The organism is Bradyrhizobium sp. 604_D8_N2_3 (assembly GCF_051810765.1).
Lineage (GTDB): Bacteria > Pseudomonadota > Alphaproteobacteria > Rhizobiales > Xanthobacteraceae > Bradyrhizobium > Bradyrhizobium barranii.
Map to the genome: position 1 here is coordinate 8,650,200 of NZ_JBPWPM010000001.1, position 20,693 is coordinate 8,670,892.

21 protein-coding genes are annotated in these 20,693 nt (G+C 60.0%); 11 read left to right on the top strand and 10 right to left on the bottom strand.

All coding sequences use genetic code 11. The features are described from left to right. Positions 1 to 32: 32 nt before the first annotated feature. From AB7245_RS41585 to AB7245_RS41595, 3 genes are all read left to right on the top strand, one after another. The gene (locus AB7245_RS41585; RefSeq protein WP_085401924.1) at positions 33 to 1,808 is read left to right on the top strand and encodes a flavin-containing monooxygenase; all 1,776 of its coding nucleotides are present in this window, start codon (positions 33 to 35) and stop codon (positions 1,806 to 1,808) included. 129 nt (positions 1,809 to 1,937) lie between these two features. Next, positions 1,938 to 2,915: a peptidyl-alpha-hydroxyglycine alpha-amidating lyase family protein gene (locus AB7245_RS41590; protein ID WP_085401923.1), complete on the top strand. Its 978-nt coding sequence runs from the start codon at positions 1,938 to 1,940 to the stop codon at positions 2,913 to 2,915. A 221-nt stretch (positions 2,916 to 3,136) separates the two neighbouring features. Continuing rightward, positions 3,137 to 3,694, top strand: a complete 558-nt coding sequence (locus AB7245_RS41595) for an HNH endonuclease (RefSeq protein ID WP_063985805.1) — start codon at positions 3,137 to 3,139, stop codon at positions 3,692 to 3,694. A 768-nt stretch (positions 3,695 to 4,462) separates the two neighbouring features. Here the strand turns inward: AB7245_RS41595 and AB7245_RS41600 are convergent. After that, positions 4,463 to 4,837, bottom strand: a complete 375-nt coding sequence (locus AB7245_RS41600; RefSeq protein WP_439035607.1) for a helix-turn-helix domain-containing protein — start codon at positions 4,835 to 4,837, stop codon at positions 4,463 to 4,465. Beyond that, entirely contained in the window at positions 4,837 to 4,962 is a 126-nt protein-coding gene (locus AB7245_RS41605) for a type II toxin-antitoxin system HigB family toxin (RefSeq protein WP_439035608.1), read from the bottom strand. The genes AB7245_RS41600 and AB7245_RS41605 overlap by 1 nt, the downstream gene beginning before the upstream one ends. Before the next feature lie 271 nt (positions 4,963 to 5,233). On the opposite strand from AB7245_RS41605, the gene AB7245_RS41610 reads away from it, so the two are divergent. Continuing rightward, positions 5,234 to 5,461, top strand: a complete 228-nt coding sequence (locus AB7245_RS41610; protein ID WP_439035609.1) for a hypothetical protein — start codon at positions 5,234 to 5,236, stop codon at positions 5,459 to 5,461. 244 nt (positions 5,462 to 5,705) lie between these two features. Here AB7245_RS41610 and vapC read toward each other — a convergent pair whose 3' ends face one another. Further along, the gene (gene vapC / locus AB7245_RS41615) at positions 5,706 to 6,104 is read right to left on the bottom strand and encodes a type II toxin-antitoxin system tRNA(fMet)-specific endonuclease VapC (RefSeq protein ID WP_439035610.1); all 399 of its coding nucleotides are present in this window, start codon (positions 6,102 to 6,104) and stop codon (positions 5,706 to 5,708) included. After that, positions 6,104 to 6,337 (bottom strand): type II toxin-antitoxin system VapB family antitoxin, encoded by a 234-nt coding sequence (gene vapB, locus AB7245_RS41620; protein ID WP_334432905.1) that lies wholly within the window; start codon positions 6,335 to 6,337, stop codon positions 6,104 to 6,106. The genes vapC and vapB overlap by 1 nt, the downstream gene beginning before the upstream one ends. Positions 6,338 to 6,560: 223 nt before the next feature. On the opposite strand from vapB, the gene AB7245_RS41625 reads away from it, so the two are divergent. Next, entirely contained in the window at positions 6,561 to 7,811 is a 1,251-nt protein-coding gene (locus AB7245_RS41625; protein ID WP_439035611.1) for a Fic family protein, read from the top strand. Between the two features lie 657 nt (positions 7,812 to 8,468). Here AB7245_RS41625 and AB7245_RS41630 read toward each other — a convergent pair. Continuing rightward, positions 8,469 to 10,025, bottom strand: coding sequence for an ISL3 family transposase (locus AB7245_RS41630; protein ID WP_135217323.1), 1,557 nt, complete (start codon positions 10,023 to 10,025; stop codon positions 8,469 to 8,471). A gap of 317 nt (positions 10,026 to 10,342) precedes the next feature. Between AB7245_RS41630 and AB7245_RS41635 the strand changes: the two genes are divergently transcribed. Beyond that, a complete protein-coding gene (locus AB7245_RS41635; RefSeq protein WP_439035612.1) occupies positions 10,343 to 12,289 on the top strand; it encodes a hypothetical protein in 1,947 nt (648 codons plus the stop codon). A 22-nt stretch (positions 12,290 to 12,311) separates the two neighbouring features. Here AB7245_RS41635 and AB7245_RS41640 read toward each other — a convergent pair whose 3' ends face one another. Continuing rightward, the gene (locus AB7245_RS41640) at positions 12,312 to 12,956 is read right to left on the bottom strand and encodes a hypothetical protein (protein ID WP_439035613.1); all 645 of its coding nucleotides are present in this window, start codon (positions 12,954 to 12,956) and stop codon (positions 12,312 to 12,314) included. 251 nt (positions 12,957 to 13,207) lie between these two features. Beyond that, on the bottom strand, positions 13,208 to 14,107 hold the full coding sequence (locus AB7245_RS41645; RefSeq protein WP_439035614.1) for a phage exclusion protein Lit family protein: 900 nt from the start codon (positions 14,105 to 14,107) through the stop codon (positions 13,208 to 13,210). 209 nt (positions 14,108 to 14,316) lie between these two features. Between AB7245_RS41645 and AB7245_RS41650 the strand changes: the two genes are divergently transcribed. The 4 genes from AB7245_RS41650 to AB7245_RS41665 all read left to right on the top strand — a co-directional run bounded on the left by AB7245_RS41650 (position 14,317) and on the right by AB7245_RS41665 (position 16,945). Beyond that, a complete protein-coding gene (locus AB7245_RS41650) occupies positions 14,317 to 15,207 on the top strand; it encodes a hypothetical protein (RefSeq protein WP_439035615.1) in 891 nt (296 codons plus the stop codon). Then, positions 15,204 to 15,503, top strand: a complete 300-nt coding sequence (locus AB7245_RS41655; protein WP_439035616.1) for a hypothetical protein — start codon at positions 15,204 to 15,206, stop codon at positions 15,501 to 15,503. The genes AB7245_RS41650 and AB7245_RS41655 overlap by 4 nt, the downstream gene beginning before the upstream one ends. A 135-nt stretch (positions 15,504 to 15,638) precedes the next feature. After that, entirely contained in the window at positions 15,639 to 16,325 is a 687-nt protein-coding gene (locus tag AB7245_RS41660; protein WP_439035617.1) for a hypothetical protein, read from the top strand. A gap of 62 nt (positions 16,326 to 16,387) precedes the next feature. Next, a complete protein-coding gene (locus tag AB7245_RS41665) occupies positions 16,388 to 16,945 on the top strand; it encodes an HD domain-containing protein (RefSeq protein ID WP_439035618.1) in 558 nt (185 codons plus the stop codon). A 322-nt stretch (positions 16,946 to 17,267) separates the two neighbouring features. Here AB7245_RS41665 and AB7245_RS41670 read toward each other — a convergent pair whose 3' ends face one another. Together AB7245_RS41670 and parS are read right to left on the bottom strand one after the other, a co-directional pair. Continuing rightward, complete coding sequence (locus AB7245_RS41670) at positions 17,268 to 17,774, bottom strand: RES family NAD+ phosphorylase (RefSeq protein WP_439035619.1); 507 nt, start codon at positions 17,772 to 17,774, stop codon at positions 17,268 to 17,270. After that, the gene (parS, locus tag AB7245_RS41675) at positions 17,771 to 18,256 is read right to left on the bottom strand and encodes a type II RES/Xre toxin-antitoxin system antitoxin (protein WP_439035780.1); all 486 of its coding nucleotides are present in this window, start codon (positions 18,254 to 18,256) and stop codon (positions 17,771 to 17,773) included. The genes AB7245_RS41670 and parS overlap by 4 nt, the downstream gene beginning before the upstream one ends. A gap of 597 nt (positions 18,257 to 18,853) precedes the next feature. On the opposite strand from parS, the gene AB7245_RS41680 reads away from it, so the two are divergent. Continuing rightward, entirely contained in the window at positions 18,854 to 19,282 is a 429-nt protein-coding gene (locus AB7245_RS41680; RefSeq protein ID WP_439035620.1) for a hypothetical protein, read from the top strand. A gap of 104 nt (positions 19,283 to 19,386) precedes the next feature. On the opposite strand, the gene AB7245_RS41685 is transcribed toward AB7245_RS41680, so the two are convergent. Next, positions 19,387 to 20,031, bottom strand: a complete 645-nt coding sequence (locus AB7245_RS41685; RefSeq protein WP_439035621.1) for a hypothetical protein — start codon at positions 20,029 to 20,031, stop codon at positions 19,387 to 19,389. Positions 20,032 to 20,693 lie beyond the last annotated feature (662 nt).

Below are 20,693 nucleotides of genomic sequence, written 5' to 3' on the forward strand. Positions count from 1 at the left end.
GAAACGCCGCGAAGACGGCCACGAGGTCGCGCATGCTGGACAAGACGAAGGATATTTCCGTCTCGGCGCAAGCCTGGCTCGATGAGTTCGAGCGCTCGCTCGGCAAGCCTGATCCGGCCGCACTGGACCATCTCTTCCTCGCCGACAGTTTTTGGCGCGATGTGCTGGCGCTGAGCTGGAACCTGCAAACGATCGCGGGCCACGACCGGATTGCCCAAGCGCTGAGGGCGCTCGCGCCACGGGCGGCGCCGACCAGCTTCACGATCGCGCCCAACCGCGCGGCGCCGCGCTGGGTTACGCGCGCCGGCACCAGCAATATCGAGATCATCTTCAATTTCGAGACCGTGATCGGTCGCGGCAGCGGCATCGTCCGGCTCGTGCCCGATACCGCCGATGGCGACCGGCTGAAGGCGTGGACGCTGCTCACCGCGCTCGATGAGCTCAAAGGCTTCGAGGAGCAACTCGGCACGTCGCGTCCGCGGGGGCAGGCCTATTCACGCGATTTCCGCGGGCCGAACTGGCTCGATTTGCGTAACGCAGCCCGCGACTACGCCGATCGCGATCCTGCCGTGCTGGTGGTCGGCGGCGGCCAGGCCGGCCTTGCGATTGCAGCACGGCTGAAGCAATTGAAGATCGACACGCTGATCGTCGATCGCGAGACGCGGATCGGCGACAATTGGCGCAAGCGCTATCACGCGCTGACCCTGCATAACCAGGTGCAGGTCAATCATTTGCCCTACATGCCGTTCCCGCCGAACTGGCCGACCTACATCCCGAAGGACAAGCTCGCCAACTGGTTCGAAGCCTATGTCGACGCGATGGAGCTGGATTTCTGGACCGGCGCCGAGTTCGAGGGCGGCAGCTATGACGACGCGAAGGGCTGCTGGACCGTCACGCTGCGGCGCGCCGACGGCAGCAAGCGCACCATGCGGCCGCGCCATGTGGTGATGGCGACTGGCGTCAGCGGCATCGCGAATGTGCCTGATATTCCGACCCTCGCCAATTTCAAAGGCACGCTGCTGCATTCGAGCCGCTACGAGGACGGCGAGAACTGGACCGGCAAGCGCGCCATCGTGATCGGCACCGGCAACAGCGGCCATGACATCGCGCAGGATCTCTGCTCCAGCGGCGCCGAGGTGACACTGGTGCAGCGCTCGCCGACGCTGGTCACCAATATCGAGCCGTCGGCCCAGCTCGCCTATGCGACCTACAACGAAGGCACGCTCGAGGACAACGACCTGATCGCGACCTCGATGCCGACGCCGCTCGCGAAGAAAACCCATGTGATGCTGACCGAGCAGTCGAAGGAGCTCGACAAGGAGCTGCTCGACGGCCTGCGCAAAGTCGGATTCAAGCTCGACTTCGGCGAGGCCGGCACCGGCTGGCAGTTCAAATACCTCACCCGCGGTGGTGGCTATTATTTCAATGTCGGCTGCTCCAACCTGATCGTCGAGGGCGCGATCGGGCTCAGGCAGTTTGCAGACGTCGAGAGCTTCACGGCCGAAGGCGCACGGATGAAGGACGGCGCGACCATTCCGGCCGACCTCATCGTGCTCTCCACCGGCTACAAGCCGCAGGAATATCTGGTGCGAAAACTGTTCGGCGACGGCGTCGCCGACCGCGTCGGCCCGGTCTGGGGCTTTGGCGACGGCCTGGAGCTGCGCAACATGTACGCGCGGACGAAGCAGCCCGGCCTGTGGTTCATCGCCGGCAGCCTCGCGCAGTGCCGGATCAACTCGAAATATCTCGCGCTCCAGATCAAGGCGATCGAGGAAGGGATTTTGGGGCGTGAGGCGGGCGCCGCTTAAGCCTCGTCATTGCGAGCGCAGCGAAGCAATCCAGGATCTTTCCGCGAAGACAGTCTGGATTGCTTCGCTGCGCTCGCAATGACAGTGTAGAGACGATCGCGCCGCTGAAACGAAGAAGAGGAAAAACAAATGCCTGCCATTCTCGGCACCGGCGAGCACCGCTACCGCGTCGTCGACAATTTTGCGAAGCTGCCCGACGGCTGGACGCTGACCGACGTCGCCTCGGTCGCCGTCGACAGCAAGGACCGCGTCTACGTCTTCAACCGGGGGGGCCATCCGATGGTGGTGCTGGATCGCGAGGGCAATTTCCTCCGAAGCTGGGGTGAAGGCCTGTTCTCCCGCGCGCACGGCCTGCACATCGATGCCGACGACAATCTCTACTGCACCGATGACGGCGACCACACCGTGCGCAAATGCACCACCGACGGCAAGGTCCTGCTGACGATCGGCATCCCCGAGAAGCCGTCGCCGTTCATGAGCGGCGATCCGTTCCATCGCTGCACCCATACCGCGCTGTCGCCGAAGGGCGATATCTACGTCTCCGACGGCTATGGCAATGCGCGCGTGCACAAGTTCACGCCGGACGGCAAGCTGCTCAAGAGCTGGGGCGAGCCCGGCACCGATCCCGGCCAGTTCAACATCGTGCACAACATCGCCGCCGACGCCGACGGTTTTGTCTATGTCGCCGACCGCGAGAACCATCGCGTGCAGGTGTTCGATGGGGAGGGCAGGTACGAGACGCAGTGGAACAACCTGCACCGGCCCTGCGCACTGTGCTGCTGTGGTGGCGGCAAGAGCCCGACATTCGTAATCGGCGAGCTCGGCCCGGGCCTCGCCGTCAACCGCAAGGTGCCCAATCTCGGCCCGCGGCTGTCGATCGTGGACGCACAAGGCAAACGCATCGCGCGGCTCGGCGGCGAAGAAGGGCCGGGTGTCGCCAGCGGAAAATTCCTGGCTCCGCACGGCATCGCGCTGGATTCGAAGGGCGACATCTATGTCGGCGAGGTCGGCGTCACCGACTGGAAGACGAGTTTTCCGGACCAGGAGATGCCGGCCGTGGTGCGCGCCACGCGGTGCTTGCAGAAGCTGGAGCGGGTGCGGGAATAGTTGGGCGGGCGAAGCCGCGATGCGCTGTCGGGCCGACCCTGCCTCCCCCCGGCGTCGTCCTCGCCCCCCAAATCACGGCGGTTTTGAGCGCTTTGCCACCCCGCCGCCGCATTGCGTGCATCTGAATAAGTCGCTCAACGGGCTTCACAATCCCGTCACGCTGCATGTAGTATGTCAGTACATGCTGCTTCGCAGCGTATATTGGAGGCCAGGAGCGTTACTTGAACGCACATGTCTCGCAAGGCAGTTGGCCGGTGTTGGTGCTGAATGCGGACTTCCGGCCGCTGAGTTACTACCCGCTGTCTCTCTGGTCGTGGCAGGACGCGATCAAGGCGGTGTTCCTCGACCGCGTCAACATCGTCGCGCATTACGATCAGGCGGTCCACAGTCCCACGCTGCAAATGCAGCTGCCCAGCGTCGTCTCGCTCAAATCCTTCGTCAAGCCGACCACGCATCCCGCGTTCACCCGATTCAACGTCTTCCTGCGCGATCGTTTTGCCTGCCAATATTGCGGCTCGCCCGAAGACCTCACCTTCGACCACATCGTCCCGCGCAGCAAAGGCGGCCAGACCACCTGGGAGAACGTGGTCGCGGCGTGCTCGCCCTGTAATCTGCGCAAGGGTAATCTGACGCCGGCGCAGGCAAAAATGTTTCCGCGCCAGAGCGCGTTCGCGCCGACCGTGCACCAGCTCCACCGCAACGGCCGCCTGTTCCCGCCGAACTATCTGCACGACAGCTGGCTGGATTATCTCTACTGGGATACGGAGCTGGATCCGTAGGGCGACGCTGTTCGCGTGTGCTGCGACTCATAAGAGTGTCAAAACACACAAAAGAGTGTCACGTTTTTAGCCCTCCTCAGTTCGGAAAATTTACAACCTTAGACAGGCGAGAGCCCCGAACCGGCCGAAATTACTGCCATTTCCGTGATTCCGTCTTGCGTACCCGCCCCGCAATGCACCGCTGTGCTGGGACTCAATTAGGCGTCAAAAGACCCAATTAAGTGTCACGTTTTTCGGGGCGGGCGCACACCCAGAAATGTCATGAATGCAACCTTAGATTGGTCCATGAGCGCGGAAATCCCAGCCTAAATCCGGCATGCTTGGTTCCGACTTGCAGCCGCCAGCCGTAGCTTTCGCTTCGGTGCCGCGGAGCTCGCCTACGTGATCGAGCCGATAGCTGTATCGGGCGACGTTGTGCTGCACGCATTGGTAACGCTCAAGAGCAGAACGATCAGGGGTGGGACAGTCAAGCTTCCGAAGGCGCCGGTCGTGAACGAACTCGATGTCCCCATGAGGACGGAGATCCGCGCCCATTTCGGCTCTTTGAAACTGAACCAGGACGTGTCCCCAGCACGAATGACGGTACTTCCCCCCAAGTAGTGGCCTTTGCGGCTCATCCCTTCCCCCGGTGCGGCGCCGGTCGAAGTGCGTCCACTAATCCCCTGCAGGTCGTTGGAATCGCATGCGCTGACTTTCTCGCGTCGATGCGAATGTCGATGGCTGCCGACCAAAGCACGCCCACCTTTCGAAAGTCATGGTCCCGATTGACTAAGCCGCAACACTTCCACTCGCGGAAATCAGCAAATCCGCCGGAATATGGAAACGTTCGCGCAGACGCTTCACCATCGTCATGCTCAATTCGCGCTTGCCGGACATGAGCTTACTGACGCGACGCGCGGTGCCCAGAAGCGGCACAAGATCAGCGCGCGTTAAACCATGTTGCTCCACCAGATAGGTAAGCAAATCGGGCAACGGCGGCGCTTTGCGCGGCCAGCGCGCGCGTTCATATGCCTCGATAAGGCGAGCCTGAGCCACCATACGCGCTCGATCGGCAGTGTCATTAGATTGCATCAGCTTGCCGACAAGCGCCTTGGCCGACTCATGATCGGCCTGGTTCTGGATAACTATCAATGTTGCCTTCATCACACCGTCTCCGCGTCCACCTCGTCATAGTCTTCATGACTGCCGAAAAAGCGGATCATCAAGACGCCATCGCGATATTGAACCATGGCGATCAGGCGGTAATCATTGGCCTTGATGTTGAACACCACACGTCCGCCTTTCAGGATGTTCGCCTTGGGATGGCGATCGCTTCACCTGTTGCGGCGTCCGCCAGTCCGAAGCCTCCGCAATCGCCAGGGGCGCCGCGTTGATCTCAATGAGCATCGGCCCCCGTCGCCCTCCGCGCACTGGGTTATCAAATCCATTCACAGCGGCCAATAAGAACGGCGCTCCGGCTTCGTTAACCTTACGCATCCAGCAGTTGCTCGCCGCGCCGCCCGCCGCTTAGTTAGGGTTCTACACAGGCCTGCAGAACAGGTGAGCGCACACCCCGAGCCATCCAGACTGGCCCCCGACGACCTCGATGCCGCCGCCGACCAGGCCATCGCGGCTTGCAGCAGCAATGCCCGGGAAGCCGTCAAAGCGCTCATCGTAGCGAACGGCTTCCTGGAGGCGCAGGTCGAGGAGCTCCGGGCTTCTGTTTCCGCCGGCTACTCGCGTGGCCGGTTCGAGGTCCCTCGCGACCGAAAGGATTGGTACGACTGAGATGTCCGAGGTCACCTACTACGTCGCGCTGCCCCGCGTGCGAGCGGACGTCTCTGACGCGCCGGGCATAGTTTGTCTGTCCCCTAACAGCTCTCCAACCTGCTGGAATCGCTAAGTCGAGATTCTACCGACGCGCGCAGAGACACGCCGACATCGAGCAAAGTGCGTCCTCTAAGGCTGATGCATCTGGGTGCGACGTGGAAGCCGTGCGTTGCGCAGGTACTTCTGACCTTCCTGTCCTCAATCAGACCCAGTTCTCGATTCTAACCCCCGGCATGCGAGTAAACTCGCGCATGTTGTTAGTGACGATGATCAATCCTTCGCTGCGGGCATGTCCACCGATCTGCATGTCATGAGGACCACAGGGCGTTCCCACACGCTCGAGTTCTGCCTGGACCTGACCGTAATGCGCGGCCGCCTTGTCCGCAAATGGCAGCACGTCAAGACGCGCCACGAAATGCTCGATAGCGGTTAGATTGTCGGCGCGGCGTGCGGATTTCTCTGCGCCATAATGCAATTCGCCAAGCGTGATGCTTGAGATGCAGAGTTGTTCGGCCAGTGCATTGAACTTTTCGCGTAGTTCCAGTGGATAGTTCTTTATGACGTAGATGCAGATGTTCGTGTCGAGCATATAGGTGAGCATCAGAGCGGCTCGCGCTTCTCGGCTGCCGGCTGTCCACGCTCAACCATGAAATCCTCGCTGACGCGCGGTCCGTTCTGAAACAGATCATCCCATCGTTTGCCTTGAGGCACGATCACGCGGCTGCGGCCAATCTTCAGAATGTCAACCTGATGCACATTCTCTGGAAAGGCGACTGCCTTGGGCAGGCGGACGGCTTGGCTGCGATTACTGATGAACACCGTCGAGGTCGTCATGCTGATTCCTGGTGTATATCCAAATGGGATATACATAGACCAGCGATGATATTTTTACAAGACCGCTCTGGCCAGTCCCTACGGGTGGAATCCAAGTTCCGAACGTGGAGAGGGGAGCGTCCGACGCTCCGATCCGCCATCAAGTTCGTTCTCTCGTTCCAGCTCCTTCAGCGGAGGCCTTAACGCGTCGCTTAAAGCTTCCGTCGGCGACATCGTCAGGGCGATGAACTGCTACTACTCCAACCTCATCGAAGGTCACGATACCCATCTCGCCGACATCGAGCGAGCGATGAAGAACGACTATTCGAAGGAGCCGAAGAAGCGGGACCTTCAGCTCGAGGCTAAAGCCCACATCGAAGTGCAGGGGATCATCGATCGCGGAGAGATGCCGTCCCCGGCTTTGTCGGTCGAGGGCATCTGCTGGATCCACCGGGAGTTCTGCAGCCGTCTTCCTGACAGTCTGCTGGCAATCGAGGACCCCGTCACGAAGGCGACGATCCGCATGACGCCTGGCGAACTCAGAACGCGACACGTAAAGGTCGGCGAGCACCTTGCCCCCGAGCCGGCAACGCTGCCGGCTCTTCTTGCCCGCTTCGTCCAGTTCTACTCGTCGCCGATGCTGAGCAAGACGCAGCGAATTCTTTCAGTCAGCGCCGGTCATCACCGCTTGGCTTGGATCCATCCTTTCATGGACGGGAACGGCCGCGTCACCCCCCTCTTGTCGCATGCGCTCCTGAAAGAACTCGGCATCGGCTCGGAGTTGTGGTCCGTATCGCGCGGCCTGGCGCGCAACGTCGGTCGCTACAAGGAACTGCTGCAGGCCGCGGACGAGCCTCGTCGCGGAGTTCTGGACGGGCGCGGCACCTTGACCGAAGCCGGCCTCGCCGAATTCTGCCGGTTCTTCCTTGAGGTCTGCATCGATCAGATCGACTTTATGAGGTCTCTGCTCAGTCCTTCCGAGCTTATGAACCGCGTCGAGGTCTGGGCGGACGAGGAGGTTCGAGCCAAGCGTCTTCCCAAGGGTTCATGGCGGCTCCTGCGGGAGGCGATCTTGATCGGAGAGTTTCCGCGCGCACGCGCTGTCGAATTGACAGGTTACCAGGACAGGCAGGCGCGCACGGTACTCGGCGAGTTGGTCGCGAAAGGCCTCCTAGTGTCAGATACGCCGAAGGGCCCTGTCCGTCTTGGCATCCCGTCGATCGTCATCGAGCGCTGGTTTCCTGGACTGTACCAGCCGCGTCCGTCGATCGTCGCCGAGGCGAGCAAGACCCCAGCCCCGACCGCAGCAAGCGACGGAGAGAAAGCCAAGCTGGCTGACGAATTGAGCTCGCGCATGGCGCGGCGGGGCTGGGCGGTCCCGGACAATTTCGCAGAGACGATCACCATCTATGCCGACGAGAGCGCCCTCGTGCCATGCTGGAACAGGTCTGGCGAGCCAGCACGCTCAAAGACCTGCTCGACGAGCACCAGATAGTCATGCCGGGAATGGCGAATGACTAAGGTCGCCCTGAAAAAAGCCCCGCCGTTTCGGCGGGGCCTTTTGCGATCGCGGGCCTATGCCCAAATCGCGGACGTTCTATGGTATGAACCAGACCGGTGGTGCCGACCAAATTAGGGGACCTACTTTGCCCCGATTCGGGGACGTACTTGTAGGCGACTTACTTTCCCCGTCGCTGCACCCACGGCTGCACTGCACTCATAGCGAGATACGGTTTCAAGCCTCGACTAGCGCAGCTACTGCTCCGGGGGCCGCAGCGGGCCGTCGATCCACTTGCGGGCTGTCGGGTCGCGCAGCGGATCGTCGTCGCAATCAGTGCAGACGCACCGCAGCCGCCCCTCCCGAGCCTCGTCGGGCACAGCCTTCATCGGCCTGCCGCACGCCGGGCATGCCTTCCGGACGGGATCCAACACCGCCATCTCATTTCCCCTGCGATGCCAGTCTACTTCTGCCGATATCGCGATCTCAAGACCCGGCGGAAAATTGCACGCCCGTGCCGGCGCTTCTTGACTCCGAGAGCTTGGGCTACTCAACTCTGGGCAGTGATGTGTCATTCGGCCTGCAATATTGACCCCCTAAGCCGGGGGATCGGCGTCCAAAATTGGCTCTGACGCAATTTTGGTGCAGCTCCGATTATTCTGCACCGATTAGCCTGGCCTGAAGGAGATCGATTTTCCCGCGACCGTACATCTGCCTTCTCACGAGCTTGAGGCGGGTGATCTGACCTTCAGTCTGTCCGTTGGACCAGGGCGAAGTGATTGCCGCCCGAACCGCCGCTTCATCCTTCGTGACGCCGCTGGCGAAGGAAGTCACGAGACTGGCGCGGGCGCGGTCGATCCACGGCGTGAGCCCTGCTTCGGCTCTGCGTCGGATCATCAAGTGGAATTCGGCGATGATCTCGCGAGCCTCGACCAAGGATGGTACGCCAGCTTCGATTGCCGCGACCGTGACGGTCTCTGCTTTCGTGAGCAGATCTCCGCCGATTGTCATGAGGCGCGCGATCGTTCTGGCCGATGGAATCCGCTGAAGGTTTCGTGCGTCGGGCTTTTCAGCCCTTCGTCTGCGGGTCGCCCACTCGCTGATGACGCGGAGCGAGCCTCTGAAGCCACGCGCCGTTAAACGACGCCAAAGTTCAGCCCCGTTTCGGCAGCCGGACGCCCACTGATCGTCGAGCCACGGCAAGTGTAAGTCCAACGAACTTTGCCGGGTCCGGAAGACATCGTGTCGTTCGCCGCGAATCGCCTGCCGTACCAGCTGCCTGCTGTGACCAGTCTGACGCACGATCTGCTTGATAGGTATGCCATTCTTCGACAGAGCCAGGATAGCCGCATTGGTCTCCTCGCGGCGCAGATAACCCTCATACTGGATCCGCTCTGCGGCTGTTAGCAGCTTGGGATCAATCGTGGTCGCGCCGATCACTGTGCGTATCTGGCGCATCGATTTGCGAACGGCATCGAGGAAGGCCCGACTGGCGTTCTCCATCAGATGCCAACGATCTGCAACCTGTACCGCATGCGGTAAGGCTCTTGCTGTCGCTTCGCCATATCCCCCACCACGGTCACGGGCAACGATCGCGATCGTGGGATGAGCAGCGAGCCAGGCTTGGGCAGTTGCGGGCTCCCGATCCGGGAGCAGGGTGACTACTCGGCGCCGCTCCAGGTTGCAGATGATGCTGGCGTATCTGTGGTTGCGCCGCCAGGCCCAATCATCAATGCCGATAACCCTGAGCGGATCAGCTGGCGGACGGCTACGGCGTCGGACCACGCGAAGGAGCGTATCCTTGCTCACCGGCAGCATTAGCCGTTTTGCGAAGCCTGCTGCCGGTCGACCGCCAAGTGCCAGACCGAGGTGATGGACGATAGAGTCCAGCCTTGCCGTGCGTCGCGCCGACGGTGCCAGCACCCCTTCGGCGAAGCGCTCGGTGAAGATTTGGCGCCCGCATAGGACGGCGCCGCAACGGAAGCGACGAGCAATCACCAGAAGCTGTACGATCCGCCCCGAAAGGGGAAGATCAGTCACACGACGCCGGTATCGGCTATGGACGCGTCGGGAAACCGTTCCGCAAGATGGGCACAGACCAATGCTTCCCGACGCCCGGACCGCAATAACAGCCTTATCACCTTCGTAGTACGCACTCTCTACAACAAATCCACTCGGCACCAGACTGGAGCGCTGGAGTGCCTGCTGCATGGCGCTGATTCTCCCCCAAATCAAAGCGCCAGACATCCCTCGAACTGCATCAAAAGTGAGTCAGAGCCAAAATTGGACGCCGATGAGGGGTCAAATTTACAGGCCGATTGACAGACGGCAAGCTCGTCCTGCGCGATCACGCGGTCGACAAGTACCTGCATTTCGGGGACCGCAGGCTGTGTCCTGGATGTGTCGCGGAATCCGATCACCATCGTTTCTGGTGGGACCTTGTCCCATTGTCCACATGTCCGCGGCACCGGTTGGAATTAGTTGGGGAGTGTCCGTGCGGGACCGGGCTGAGTTGGCGAGATGGCGGCGTGTCGATCTGTTCGGATTGCGGTGCGCAGGACCGCTATCGGTTCGAGCGTCGGCCGGCCGATGCGAAAGTGCTGCGGTCGGACGCCTACATTCTGTCGCGTTTCGGAGTCGGATCGGCCGAGACAGTCCAGGTCCTCGATACGCTTCCTATGGCCGACGTATTCAAGATGCTGGAACGCATCGGCTCGGCCTGCGAGGGTTATAGTCGCGAGTGGCGTTCCGCAAAGTCGCTCGGCATCTCGTTAAGCGTTGTGCAGGCGCGCGGCTTCGAGGTGCTTGCCGACGGCAAACTGGACGAGCTGCTGACCCGCATTTTTGACGAATATATCGATCAGGGCGGAAAGCCGGAACACGGGTTCAGCAAATGCTATGGCTGGCTATATCACTGGTTCAACCACAAACGCGGCGTGAAATTCTCGCCACTTCTGGCGGAAGCCATTCATCTGCACGGTGCTGCGCGTTTTCCGGTGACGCCCAAGGCCCATCTGGCCAAGATACCGGAAAATGCGCGCCGTAAGCTCTCGCTGAAGGCGGCCGCAGCCAAGGCAGAGACGTCAGTGTTCGCCATGAAAAACATCGGCTTGGCGCTGGGTTTGATCCGGACAGAAAAGCTATCGGGCAGCCAGCTCTCGTTTTCGGTGGAGGACGTGGACCGGATTGCCCACGATCTGAAGAGAGCACTCTCTTTCGAAGAAACCATGCAGCGTCTTGGCATCGGCAGGCGTCCATTGCGTGAAATGATGGAGAACGGCTCGTTGGTGCCGGCTCTCGAGGGTGGCGGCAAGCGCCATGCTTACGTCTTCCGGCCGACGGACGTGGATGGTCTGCTGAGGAAACTTGCGGGCACCGCACCCGTGGTTTCCAAGCCTTCACCAACATTGTTGGCCATTTCGCGCTTGGGTAAGAACCGGTCGGTGACGATCGCTCACGGTGTGCGATTAGTGCTGGATGGGAAGGTGCTCGTTCGGGAGCGAATGCAGGGCCGCGACCTTGGCCTGAACACCTTGTTCATTGATGAGAATGAGGCGCTCGCAGCGGTGGATCCCACCCATCATAAAATGCGCCAAGCGGCCACTGAACAACTCATGGAAGCAGGAGAGTTGGTGCCGTTCTCCGCCGCTGCCAGGATTATGCGCCTAAATGCGCGTGGATTGCGCCGGGCCATCGAGATTGGCTTGTTTTCTGGCGTGGAGAAGGGTGCGAGCGCGCTGCCGCCGAAGCACGTCGAAGCGTTCGCGAGAGAATTTATCATGATGGGTGAGATCAAGGAGCACGTTGGTGGCTATTTCCCAACGCTAAAGGACCAGATCGAACGCGCCGGCTTCAAGCCCGACAAACAACTCGCAAAGTGTCTCAACTCCGGTTATTTGCGCGCTGAGGTCGAGCCGTTTCTAAACAAGCTTAAGCAAGGCGCGGTCTCGCTGGACATGCCGCCGCCAGCTCGGGACGCCGTCATCCAGGAAACGCGTCGGATTCTCGAGAATGCCGATCGTCCGATCGAGACCAAGGAAGTCCTCTCGATGCTGCGCAAGAAGGAGGTGCGGCTCGGGCCTTCGGACAAGGACCAATTCTTTTACGCAACCATGAACGAGGAGAAGAACGAGTTCGTGTACCTGGTCGGTGCTGGTTGGTGGCTGCGCCAGCGAGCGTTCATGGGCCACACCTTTCCTGCAGATCGTGAGACCCCGAGCTATCACAATCTGGTCGACGAGGAGATCGTAGCGATCGTCCGACAGGCCAAATGCCCAATGATGCCGGACGACATCGTGGCTAGCCTCGCGAAGAGACGAGTCGCCATCGCATCGTCCGATTCGATCGTCTATTTGCGCCGTATGGCGATCAGGAGGCCCGAAATCGTGCGCTTCCACGGTAAGGGGTATTGGGATTCGTCGCGAGCCTGGGCCCCTGCGAGATACCTTCCGAAAAAGGTTGCTGCCGCGGCATGAGCAGTTGCGGCGCTATGCCCGGTCAAGCTGCGAGTTGTTGCATCACGCTCGATTCTTCCAACCAATTGACCCACCGCTGCAGAAAATCGAGGAAGTGTTCCTCCCGAATGCGCAAGCAATTGAGGGCCACGGGCGTCTCATCACCACGTTCGGCATATTTTCCGCTGACGAAGCAGAACATTTGAACAGGCCCGCCATCGTACGATGAATGACCATTTTCATTCAGATATGCGATGCCCCCATGAGCCAGAGCATTCCTCAGACAGCTGCACCAACGCGAAGTTTCCAAAGCGGCAGCCTGAGCAAACGCCTCGTCGGCCCCCAATGCCGTACAAAGCTCGATGGGCATTCCATTCGCAATGTTGATGTCTGCGGGCCACTCTTTGAAGCTCCATTGGCCCGGCGCAAAGAATGGCGTTCGCTGAAATCTGCCCCCTCCAAGCTCGTTCTTCAAGGCATCACGGAGCGTCGGGTTTAGCTGCCGATCATCGGCATAGCCTTCGCGCTCCTTCCTTTGTAGCTGACGCTCTATTCGTTCGATCGGCAAGGTCAGCATTGGCCCGGCCATTGAAAGAAGAAAAGTGCTGCTCAACCCACCAAGCGCTCGGTCATCTCGATCGGCAAATATGTTAGCGGTTGTCGGCAAAAGCTCGTTGATGAGCGTCATGCATCGACGGGGAAGTTCGAGACTGAAATGAGCTGGTATTCCCACGTTCCTTGCCTCTGCCGCTTTTTAAATGGTGAACACGGTGGATACGCCTCGTCGGGTCGCCCGTAAAGCCTCCACAGACGAATGGGGCTGAGCAGATTTGCCCAACCCGCTAGGAACAGTTCTTCCGAGCCGCGGTATCCACTCGCCGGTGCCATCCGCGGGTATTGGCGCGAAATTGTATGATCAGCTCTAGCGCCTTGGGCCGATTACCGAGGATTTCGCAGATAGGCGAACATGGTTTCCCGGAACGCCGAACCAGGATCGTCGGCAATGGGTAGTTCGTCGTCGGGATTGAAAAACGCCTTGAGGATGTGATTGGCGATCTCGAGCGCCGGACTGAGTTCGCTCAGGCGGAAGTGGTCCGCACACCTCATCAGACGTTCCGAGGCGTGCGGATGATCCACGCTTCCACGACGGATCGAGTCCACGATTCCGATCCACGTCAGTCCGACGGCGCAGCAGACGACCCTGAACTGTCGCAAAGTATCGTTCGGACATTTCTCCAGAACCCAACGTGTGGCCCAGTCGTCCGCATCGAATTCTTGCTGAAGCATCAGGTCTGGGGAATTCGCGCCTTGATGCTTCAGGTGCACATGAGCGACCTCGTGCAGCACGCACCACCCGGATGCCCCCAGAAACACGTTGTTGATGATGTCTTCGCGACTGCCAGCCGACGCAGTCGGGTCTGGGCGGGGCACATCGGCAGGCCAGGAGAAATTCGCATCCCGGACCAATTTCCTCGCGAGATCCAGCAGATAGCGCCCCTCATGTTCTGGCGTGCCCTGCCTGAAAATCAGCGACTTCTCCTTGCGCCGGGCCGCGTCAGCCATTGCCTGACTGATCTGCAGAGCAGCCTTGGCGACCGCCCACAGGCTCAGCAAGGCGGAATAGCGCACTTCGATCGAAGGTTCGGTCACGTGCGCCACGAAATTCGCCGTTCCTGCGGTGAAGTCCATGATCCAGGGAGGGCCGCCGAGTACGGTCTTCAGATCGTCGGCCCTTTCAGGCGCGATATTGAAGTGGGCCGCCCGGACTGACGGAAGGAAGCCGCTAATGAGGGTTTCCGCATCTGCTGCGGGTTGCGGTATCGACTGAGCATTATTCATTGATATTCCTTATGTTTTCGAGTTTCGGGGCATTTGAGCCGGTTGGGAAGTAGACGGCCTCCTCTGCTTATTTATCCTCGTCGCCTCCTTGGAACAAAGACGTACATGCGAAATAGAAAATAGAAATGCATATTTAAGCTTGCGCACGGCGTTGACATCGGCTATTTCTCGACATGCAAACTAACTTGCATATTTGCATGGAGAATGGGATGGCTGGCTTCTCGAAAGAACAGATGCTCGATGAGCTGCGGACGATCTTCCTCTTCGAAGCTGACCACGTCCTGATCAGCTCCGGACCGAAGAAGGCCGAAACCTTCATTGGCTTCCCGCCGGGCGAAAAGGGCGAGTACGTCCATGAAGCTCCCTCCAAGGTCGACCTTTCGCTGTTTGCGGACATCGCGGCGTCGTTCGAGCGGGCCTACGAATTTGCGTTCAATCGCAGCCGGCTGAACACATTCGGCGAGGAGGAAGTCCAGGATCTGCAGGCATTCATGGAGGGGACGCCGCGGATCGGCGGGATTTCCTCCGCCGGCGAGCAGCACCGCTTTATGACCCCCGATGGCTATTGCCGGATGGTCGCGGACGCGGCCCTCGCTAGGTGGAAGCTCGAGTGGGCTGGCGACGATTCGGCCACCTTCACCACGCGCGAGCTGGCGCTGCTCGCAAATATGAGCGAGGGCGCCGTCCGCATGGCGATCTCCGACAAGAGCGAGAGTCGCCTGAAGGCAATGCCTGGTTCGAAACCAGTTGCGGTCGAGTTCGATGAAGCCAAGCGGTGGCTGTCGGGTCGCCGGGGCTTCATTCCGTGGCCGGAGCGCGCCGCCGACGACCGCTTCCTCACCCGCGCGATCCGGGACGCCGAGACGCCAAAGGTGCTCGCTCGGCTCATTCATCAGGTCGCCGGATTCGAGCCGGCCGAGAAGATCGCCGGGAAGCTGGGTTGGAGCACTGCGGACGTACAGCCATGGCTCGACGGAACATTCGCCTTCGACGCCGACCGCGCCGGCCAGGTCGCCAAAATCTTGCAGCTCGACGTTCCGATGTTCGTCGGCAAGGCGCTTGAGGTCACGCTGCGTTCCGCCGAGGGAGGCCGTTCGTGAGCGCATTGGCAACGGCCGATATGCCTCTTACGGCACACTCGAGGGCGCGCCTGCAGCAGCGTGCAATCCCACCGCTGGTTGTCGATCTGCTGATGCAGTTCGGATCGTCGTCACGCGCCAACGGGGCGGAGCGGCTGACGTTCGACAAGTCGGCGATCAAGCGGCTCCGCCACCACCTTGGCGGCGATCGCGGACTGAAGGTCGTGGAGCGCTGGCTCAATGTCTATGCGGTCGTCGGCGACAACGGCTTTGTGGTCACTGCCGCGCATAAGCGCGAGCGCTTTCGGCGCCAATGACGGTCTACGAACGAGAAAGGAACTGAAATGGACAACTTAGCCATCGCGAGCACGTTCAGGGACGCACTCGTAAACTATCGCAAGGGAGCCGCGCCGCTGACCATCGACAGCGACGGCAGGTACTCGCTCGAATATGTGCCGTTCGAGCATGTCAACGTTGACGCCAGACTTGTGATCGTGGGTATCACGCCCGGTGCGACCCAGCGCGACGAGGCCTGCGAGGCGGCGGGCCGGCTATTGCGGCGGGGTTTGCCGGACGGTGAGATCCTTCGCCAGGTCAAGAAGCTCGCGGCGTTCGGCGGGCAGGCAATGCGTCCCAACCTTGAGCGCATGATCGATGCTCTGGACATCATGGCACTGCTCGGAGGCGGCCGCGCGTCTGAACTTTGGGGAGGACGGGCTCACCTTCTTCATGCAACGTCTGTCGTGCCGCATGCGGCTTTCGTCAAAGGCAAACCATTTGCAGGCTCGTTCGAGGAAATCCAGCGTGTCGACGTGCTGCGCCGCAGCTTCGAGCGCGACTTCCTCCCGACGCTGCATCATCTTAGGCGCGATTCCTATTTCATCGGGCTCGGCCCGACCCCGGCTGCAGCGCTCTCCTTTGCTGCAGACAAAGGCTTGATCGATCGCAGCAGGATCCTGGGCTGGCTTGCGCATCCGTCGACGAGTGGCGGCAGTCAGGTTTCGATCTATCTCGGCGAAAAGAAAGTCGAAGAGCTTAAGGAACGCGATCCCGTTCTGCTTAGGGCGAAGGCGCTTGTTGCCGCTTCGGCGAACATGCGTGACCGGATAGCTGCGGCTGCGCGCTCTGTCGCGTTGTGAGCTACTCTTGCAGGAAGCGCCGTGTATTTGCCTGTCGGATACCATGAAGGAGAAACGAAGCGATGGCACTTTCCAAATTGTACGACGAAGCCCTTGTCTACGCGTCCGATCTTCACCGGACGCAGGTCAGGAAAGGTAGCGGCACGCCCTACATTGCTCACCTGTTGAGCGTTTCAAGCCGCGTATTGTCCGCTGGCGGAACCGAGGTTCAAGCCATCGGCGGCCTGCTGCACGACGCCGCGGAGGATCAGGGCGGCCAAGCAACGCTCGATCACATTAGGGGATGTTTCGGCGGCGACGTGGCCAAAATTGTCGCCGATTGCACCGATTCCTGGGTCGAGCCGAAGCCTGCTTGGCGCCCGAGAAAGGAGGCCTACCTGTCGATCTTACCAAGCAAGCCGGCTTCGTCGCTCCTCGTCTCTCTTGCCGACAAGGTGGACAACGCCGAGGCGATCCTGAACGATTACCGCAACATCGGCGACGAGCTGTGGGACCGCTTTACGGGTGGCCGCACAGGGACCATTTGGTACTACCGCAAGCTCAGCGAGATCTTTGATGCAGTCCTGCCTGGGGTCCTGGCTCGGCAACTCGCGGCCACAGTTTCTCACTTTCCGGACTGACCAACTCAGCTCCGCGATCGGCTGTTCCGGCGGTGGTCCGTTTGAGCTCATAAAGTCCGAGTTCGGTGTTCTCCAAAGCGAATTGCGAGTCTGAACGAACGGAAAGCTCCATCTTTCCAATGTAGTTGGCAAAGCAGATTTGGAGTCAGATTCAAGTCAATTGCGAGTCCCGGACATCTAAGACTATCAAAATCCGAGTCCCATCGGTAAGCCAAGACGGCTTTCAGGCGCTAGATTCCTTGAACCAGGCTGTCGACAGGGTCATGACCAAGTTTGGCATGGCAACCATCCATCCGACGGCCAGTATAGCCCCCATGTATGGCTACGACCTGGCCGGCGGGTGCAGGCGAGGATCGAGGGCGAACGACTCCTGCGACTTCACCTTGTAGGAGCCGCCTGCGTCTGACGCGACAAACATCAGATTCCAGCTCGCGGTCGACACGACACTCGGAATCAGCACGACCGGATGTCTGCCGAGAAGATCGTCGCCGAATGCTTGCTGTCCAGCGCTGGGGATGCCGGGCCGAAGCCAGTTCGGATTTGGAATCATTGTCGGGTCGACCACGAACACGCGGGTCGGGTCCACCGTGATAGCGGTGAGTACGTGGGGGACCGTGTCAAGCGCCCTGAAGCCCTTGTGGACTGCAACTTCCAGAATTGCAGTAGCGGGATCTACCGAGTAGTACACGGCCCGAAGTCCTCTGCTGTTCCAGCGACCGCCGACCAGAAAAGCTCCTTTGCCGCTGTCCCATGTGGCCGCGTATGCCGCTTGGTCCAATCGCCAAGCGACAAGCTCGGTACCGCCGAGCGCCCCAGGCAATGGCGTCACGCGTAGACACCGTGCTCAAGTCGAACGAGAAAATCTTCCACCAACTCAACACCAGCCGGTGTGGCCAACAGATCGATTGGCTTATGCTGGTTCAAGCCGATAGCCGGCCGTTCCAACCATTGCTCAGCTTCCTGCATGGAACCGAAAATGGAGGTTGCTTTCGCCAAGACTTCCGCAAGCTTCCATGTTCGCCCACTTTGCTCTGGGCTGAGTGGCTTGGCTCCCGCGGAGGCATGGCGTTGGTAGGTGCGATGGCTCATTCCAATCGCTTTGGCGAAAGAGTCATCCCAGCGAAGAAACGCCAGGTTCTCAACCAGATGTAACAGTGCTCTGGACGGCAGCCCGTTCAGAAGCATCTCATGCGCCTCCAACGGGCTTTGGGGAACCTTTCGAAAAGTAGACGGAGCGCCAAGCAGACTGGCGACTGCAGCCAGCCGCGTCTTCTCAATCGGTTGTGGCCGGTCGGTCTCTCGGTTACGCATTTGAAGTCGTCCAGTCATGTGTCGTTCCATCTATGACAGTTGGCGCAAACGTTCAAGACAGGCGGATCGGTGTTCCGGCCGGTGCCCGCGGGATCCTCCGGCAGGACGCATGCTCAAAGGCCTCGAAGCGGGTCGAGCCACCTCACTGAATATGGTTGGGTCGCACCCTTATGACCAAGATCCGGGGCATTCAGACAAGCGATCGAGCGCGCACCATTGGGCTTCGCGGTGCGGGATGTCGGCTATGCTGCGTAGCCACCTGGTGGGTGGGCGTCGCCAGCCAGACTCAAGGTTCGCTTAAATCGACTCGATTCTTCTTTGCGAGCACATTCGGACGGAATCTTCTTAAAACTCCGCGATCCAGATAGGTCTGGATGCGCATCGCAATACACACGGTCCATCAAGCGAGCCCGAGGAGCGGAAGGAATCATCTCCAAGGGCAAAGGAGCAAGTCATGACCGCGAACAATCCCGAGGAACGGTCAGATCGCATCGGTGGGTGTCTCTTCGCGATCATGGGCAACTCGTTACCGCCCAGAGATCCTGATGAAGAGAACGATGACGAAGACGAAGAGGGCGAAGAGGAGTTGCATACTGCATGGCGGCCGTCGATCCTTCGGTTCCATGCGCGCCTCCGCGAGAGGCTTACGAAAAAATCGGCCCAGACGGGAAAGCAAGCGTTGGAGAGGATGGCTTGCCAAAGGTCGATGTTCGCAAGACCGAGCCCATAAACCCGGAGCCTATGAAGTCGGAGCCGATGAGGCCTCACGTGGGAAAATGGGCCAAGCCTGGCGAAGCGCCGATCATCGGGACGCAGGAGACAAGCAAGTTCATGATCACTGTCTCGAAGTTTCCCGGCATGAACGCGATGGCGATGCTGCACGACCACGTTTCTTATTCCATGAATTTCGATCCAGTCACGAACGTCTGGACCATCGTGCCGGCAACGGCAGTGACCTATTACGGCACCGGCGCTCCAGCCGAAGACCAGAACCGCAAGGCCGCGGAAGACGAGAAGAAGAGCTAGGCGGGCGACGTCTGCCCGAACATTCCATAGAGTGGGCTCGCCAAGAATCGGACCGGATCAACGCCGGTCCGATTCTTGTGCTAAGGAGGTAGGTTGCGTGGCCATCATTTCGGGCGCTCATATTTCGAAATCACCTCCGCGCACTCGCCCATCTCAGTTAGCCATGTCGCCAGCTCGACGAAGGAGATCTCCTGATCGCCGATGATTAGGCGGTCGATCACCTTCAACGTCTGATTGGGCTGATCGGAATCGAGAACGGGGGTTTCCAGCCCCGTCGCGAGCAGCATGAAGGGTGTGCCGTCCGGAATTTCGGCGTTGAACACCTTCTCGTCCATGTGCTGAATTGTATCGCGCGTATCGCGTAGTCTCTTCGCGACGGTATCAGCGGCAAATCGCGGCCGCTTCCGAAAGAGCGCCTTTAGGTCATCCGGGACATCTCGGTTGCCGCGCATCCGGTTCATGCAGAGCGTAGCCCGGTGCATCGAGTTGATACAGTCCTCGAAATAGGTGGACGCTAGATTGTGGCTGCCGATGGCGATTGCCGTATGCGTGTTCCAAAGCTTGAGCACCTGACCTCGCGCCTGCCGGTAGTGGACAAGGGCGCCCTCGACCAATCGAACGTAGGTCGTCACGATCGCATGAACTTTATAAGCGTCAGGACGGTTTCCCAAGAAAATGATGTTCATCCAGTGGGACGGAAATCCATCCGGGTAGTTCGTGATCTCCGGGATATCCACTCTTACGATCATTTGTCACTGCTCCGTATTGCGGCTCCGCTCCTCCTGTCGAACGAGGGGTTTCGGTAGTCAATCGCAACGGCGTGACCGATGCAGCCTGTACGGACACCGGCAGCAGTTGCTCCTTCCGAGGCGCCCGCAATTCAACTATGAGCTGATCGGCGACAACGTTGCAATTATGCTTCTGATCGAATAGTGGTGTGCTTGCACGGGACATGAACATGGACGAAGAACCGTCACCCCTCGTTCAGCTGCAGGGGCTCAGGCTAATTCGCGCCTTTCTCCGCATTGAGGATCCATCTCAGCGGCTCTCGATCATCGAATTGGCGGAGCGGTTTGCAGGAGAGACAGCTGCAAGCGCCTCTTTAAGATCAAACGATCGCGCAGCCGATGTAATTACCTTTCCCGATAAGTCTACGGTATCCTGATATTCGGATTGGAAATGCGCCGAACTGCGACTGAGGCTCGCCTAGAACCCATCCCAACCTGCCCAAGGTGCAAGAAGGCAATGACCTTGGCGTCGCCTAAAAGGGCTAAAGGGCCGCCAGTGTGGCGATGTTTCAAGTGCGAGGCCAGCTGACGTTTCCCGGCCATTCGCCCGTTTGGTTCCAGCACGCCGAGCTCCTAGACTGAGCCCCCCGCCCGAAGGTCCTGCACTGCTGCGCTTTGCAGGA

Coding starts and splice junctions, on each gene's coding strand:
- AB7245_RS41585 (WP_085401924.1), top strand. CDS start 33: ATGCTGGACAAGACGAAGGATATTTCCGTCTCGGCGCAAGCCTGGCTC.
- AB7245_RS41590 (WP_085401923.1), top strand. CDS start 1,938: ATGCCTGCCATTCTCGGCACCGGCGAGCACCGCTACCGCGTCGTCGAC.
- AB7245_RS41600 (WP_439035607.1), bottom strand. CDS start 4,837: ATGAAGGCAACATTGATAGTTATCCAGAACCAGGCCGATCATGAGTCG.
- vapC (WP_439035610.1), bottom strand. CDS start 6,104: ATGCTCACCTATATGCTCGACACGAACATCTGCATCTACGTCATAAAG.
- vapB (WP_334432905.1), bottom strand. CDS start 6,337: ATGACGACCTCGACGGTGTTCATCAGTAATCGCAGCCAAGCCGTCCGC.
- AB7245_RS41625 (WP_439035611.1), top strand. CDS start 6,561: ATGAACTGCTACTACTCCAACCTCATCGAAGGTCACGATACCCATCTC.
- AB7245_RS41630 (WP_135217323.1), bottom strand. CDS start 10,025: ATGCAGCAGGCACTCCAGCGCTCCAGTCTGGTGCCGAGTGGATTTGTT.
- AB7245_RS41640 (WP_439035613.1), bottom strand. CDS start 12,956: ATGACGCTCATCAACGAGCTTTTGCCGACAACCGCTAACATATTTGCC.
- AB7245_RS41645 (WP_439035614.1), bottom strand. CDS start 14,107: ATGAATAATGCTCAGTCGATACCGCAACCCGCAGCAGATGCGGAAACC.
- AB7245_RS41650 (WP_439035615.1), top strand. CDS start 14,317: ATGGCTGGCTTCTCGAAAGAACAGATGCTCGATGAGCTGCGGACGATC.
- AB7245_RS41665 (WP_439035618.1), top strand. CDS start 16,388: ATGGCACTTTCCAAATTGTACGACGAAGCCCTTGTCTACGCGTCCGAT.
- parS (WP_439035780.1), bottom strand. CDS start 18,256: ATGCGTAACCGAGAGACCGACCGGCCACAACCGATTGAGAAGACGCGG.
- AB7245_RS41680 (WP_439035620.1), top strand. CDS start 18,854: ATGGCGGCCGTCGATCCTTCGGTTCCATGCGCGCCTCCGCGAGAGGCT.
- AB7245_RS41685 (WP_439035621.1), bottom strand. CDS start 20,031: ATGATCGTAAGAGTGGATATCCCGGAGATCACGAACTACCCGGATGGA.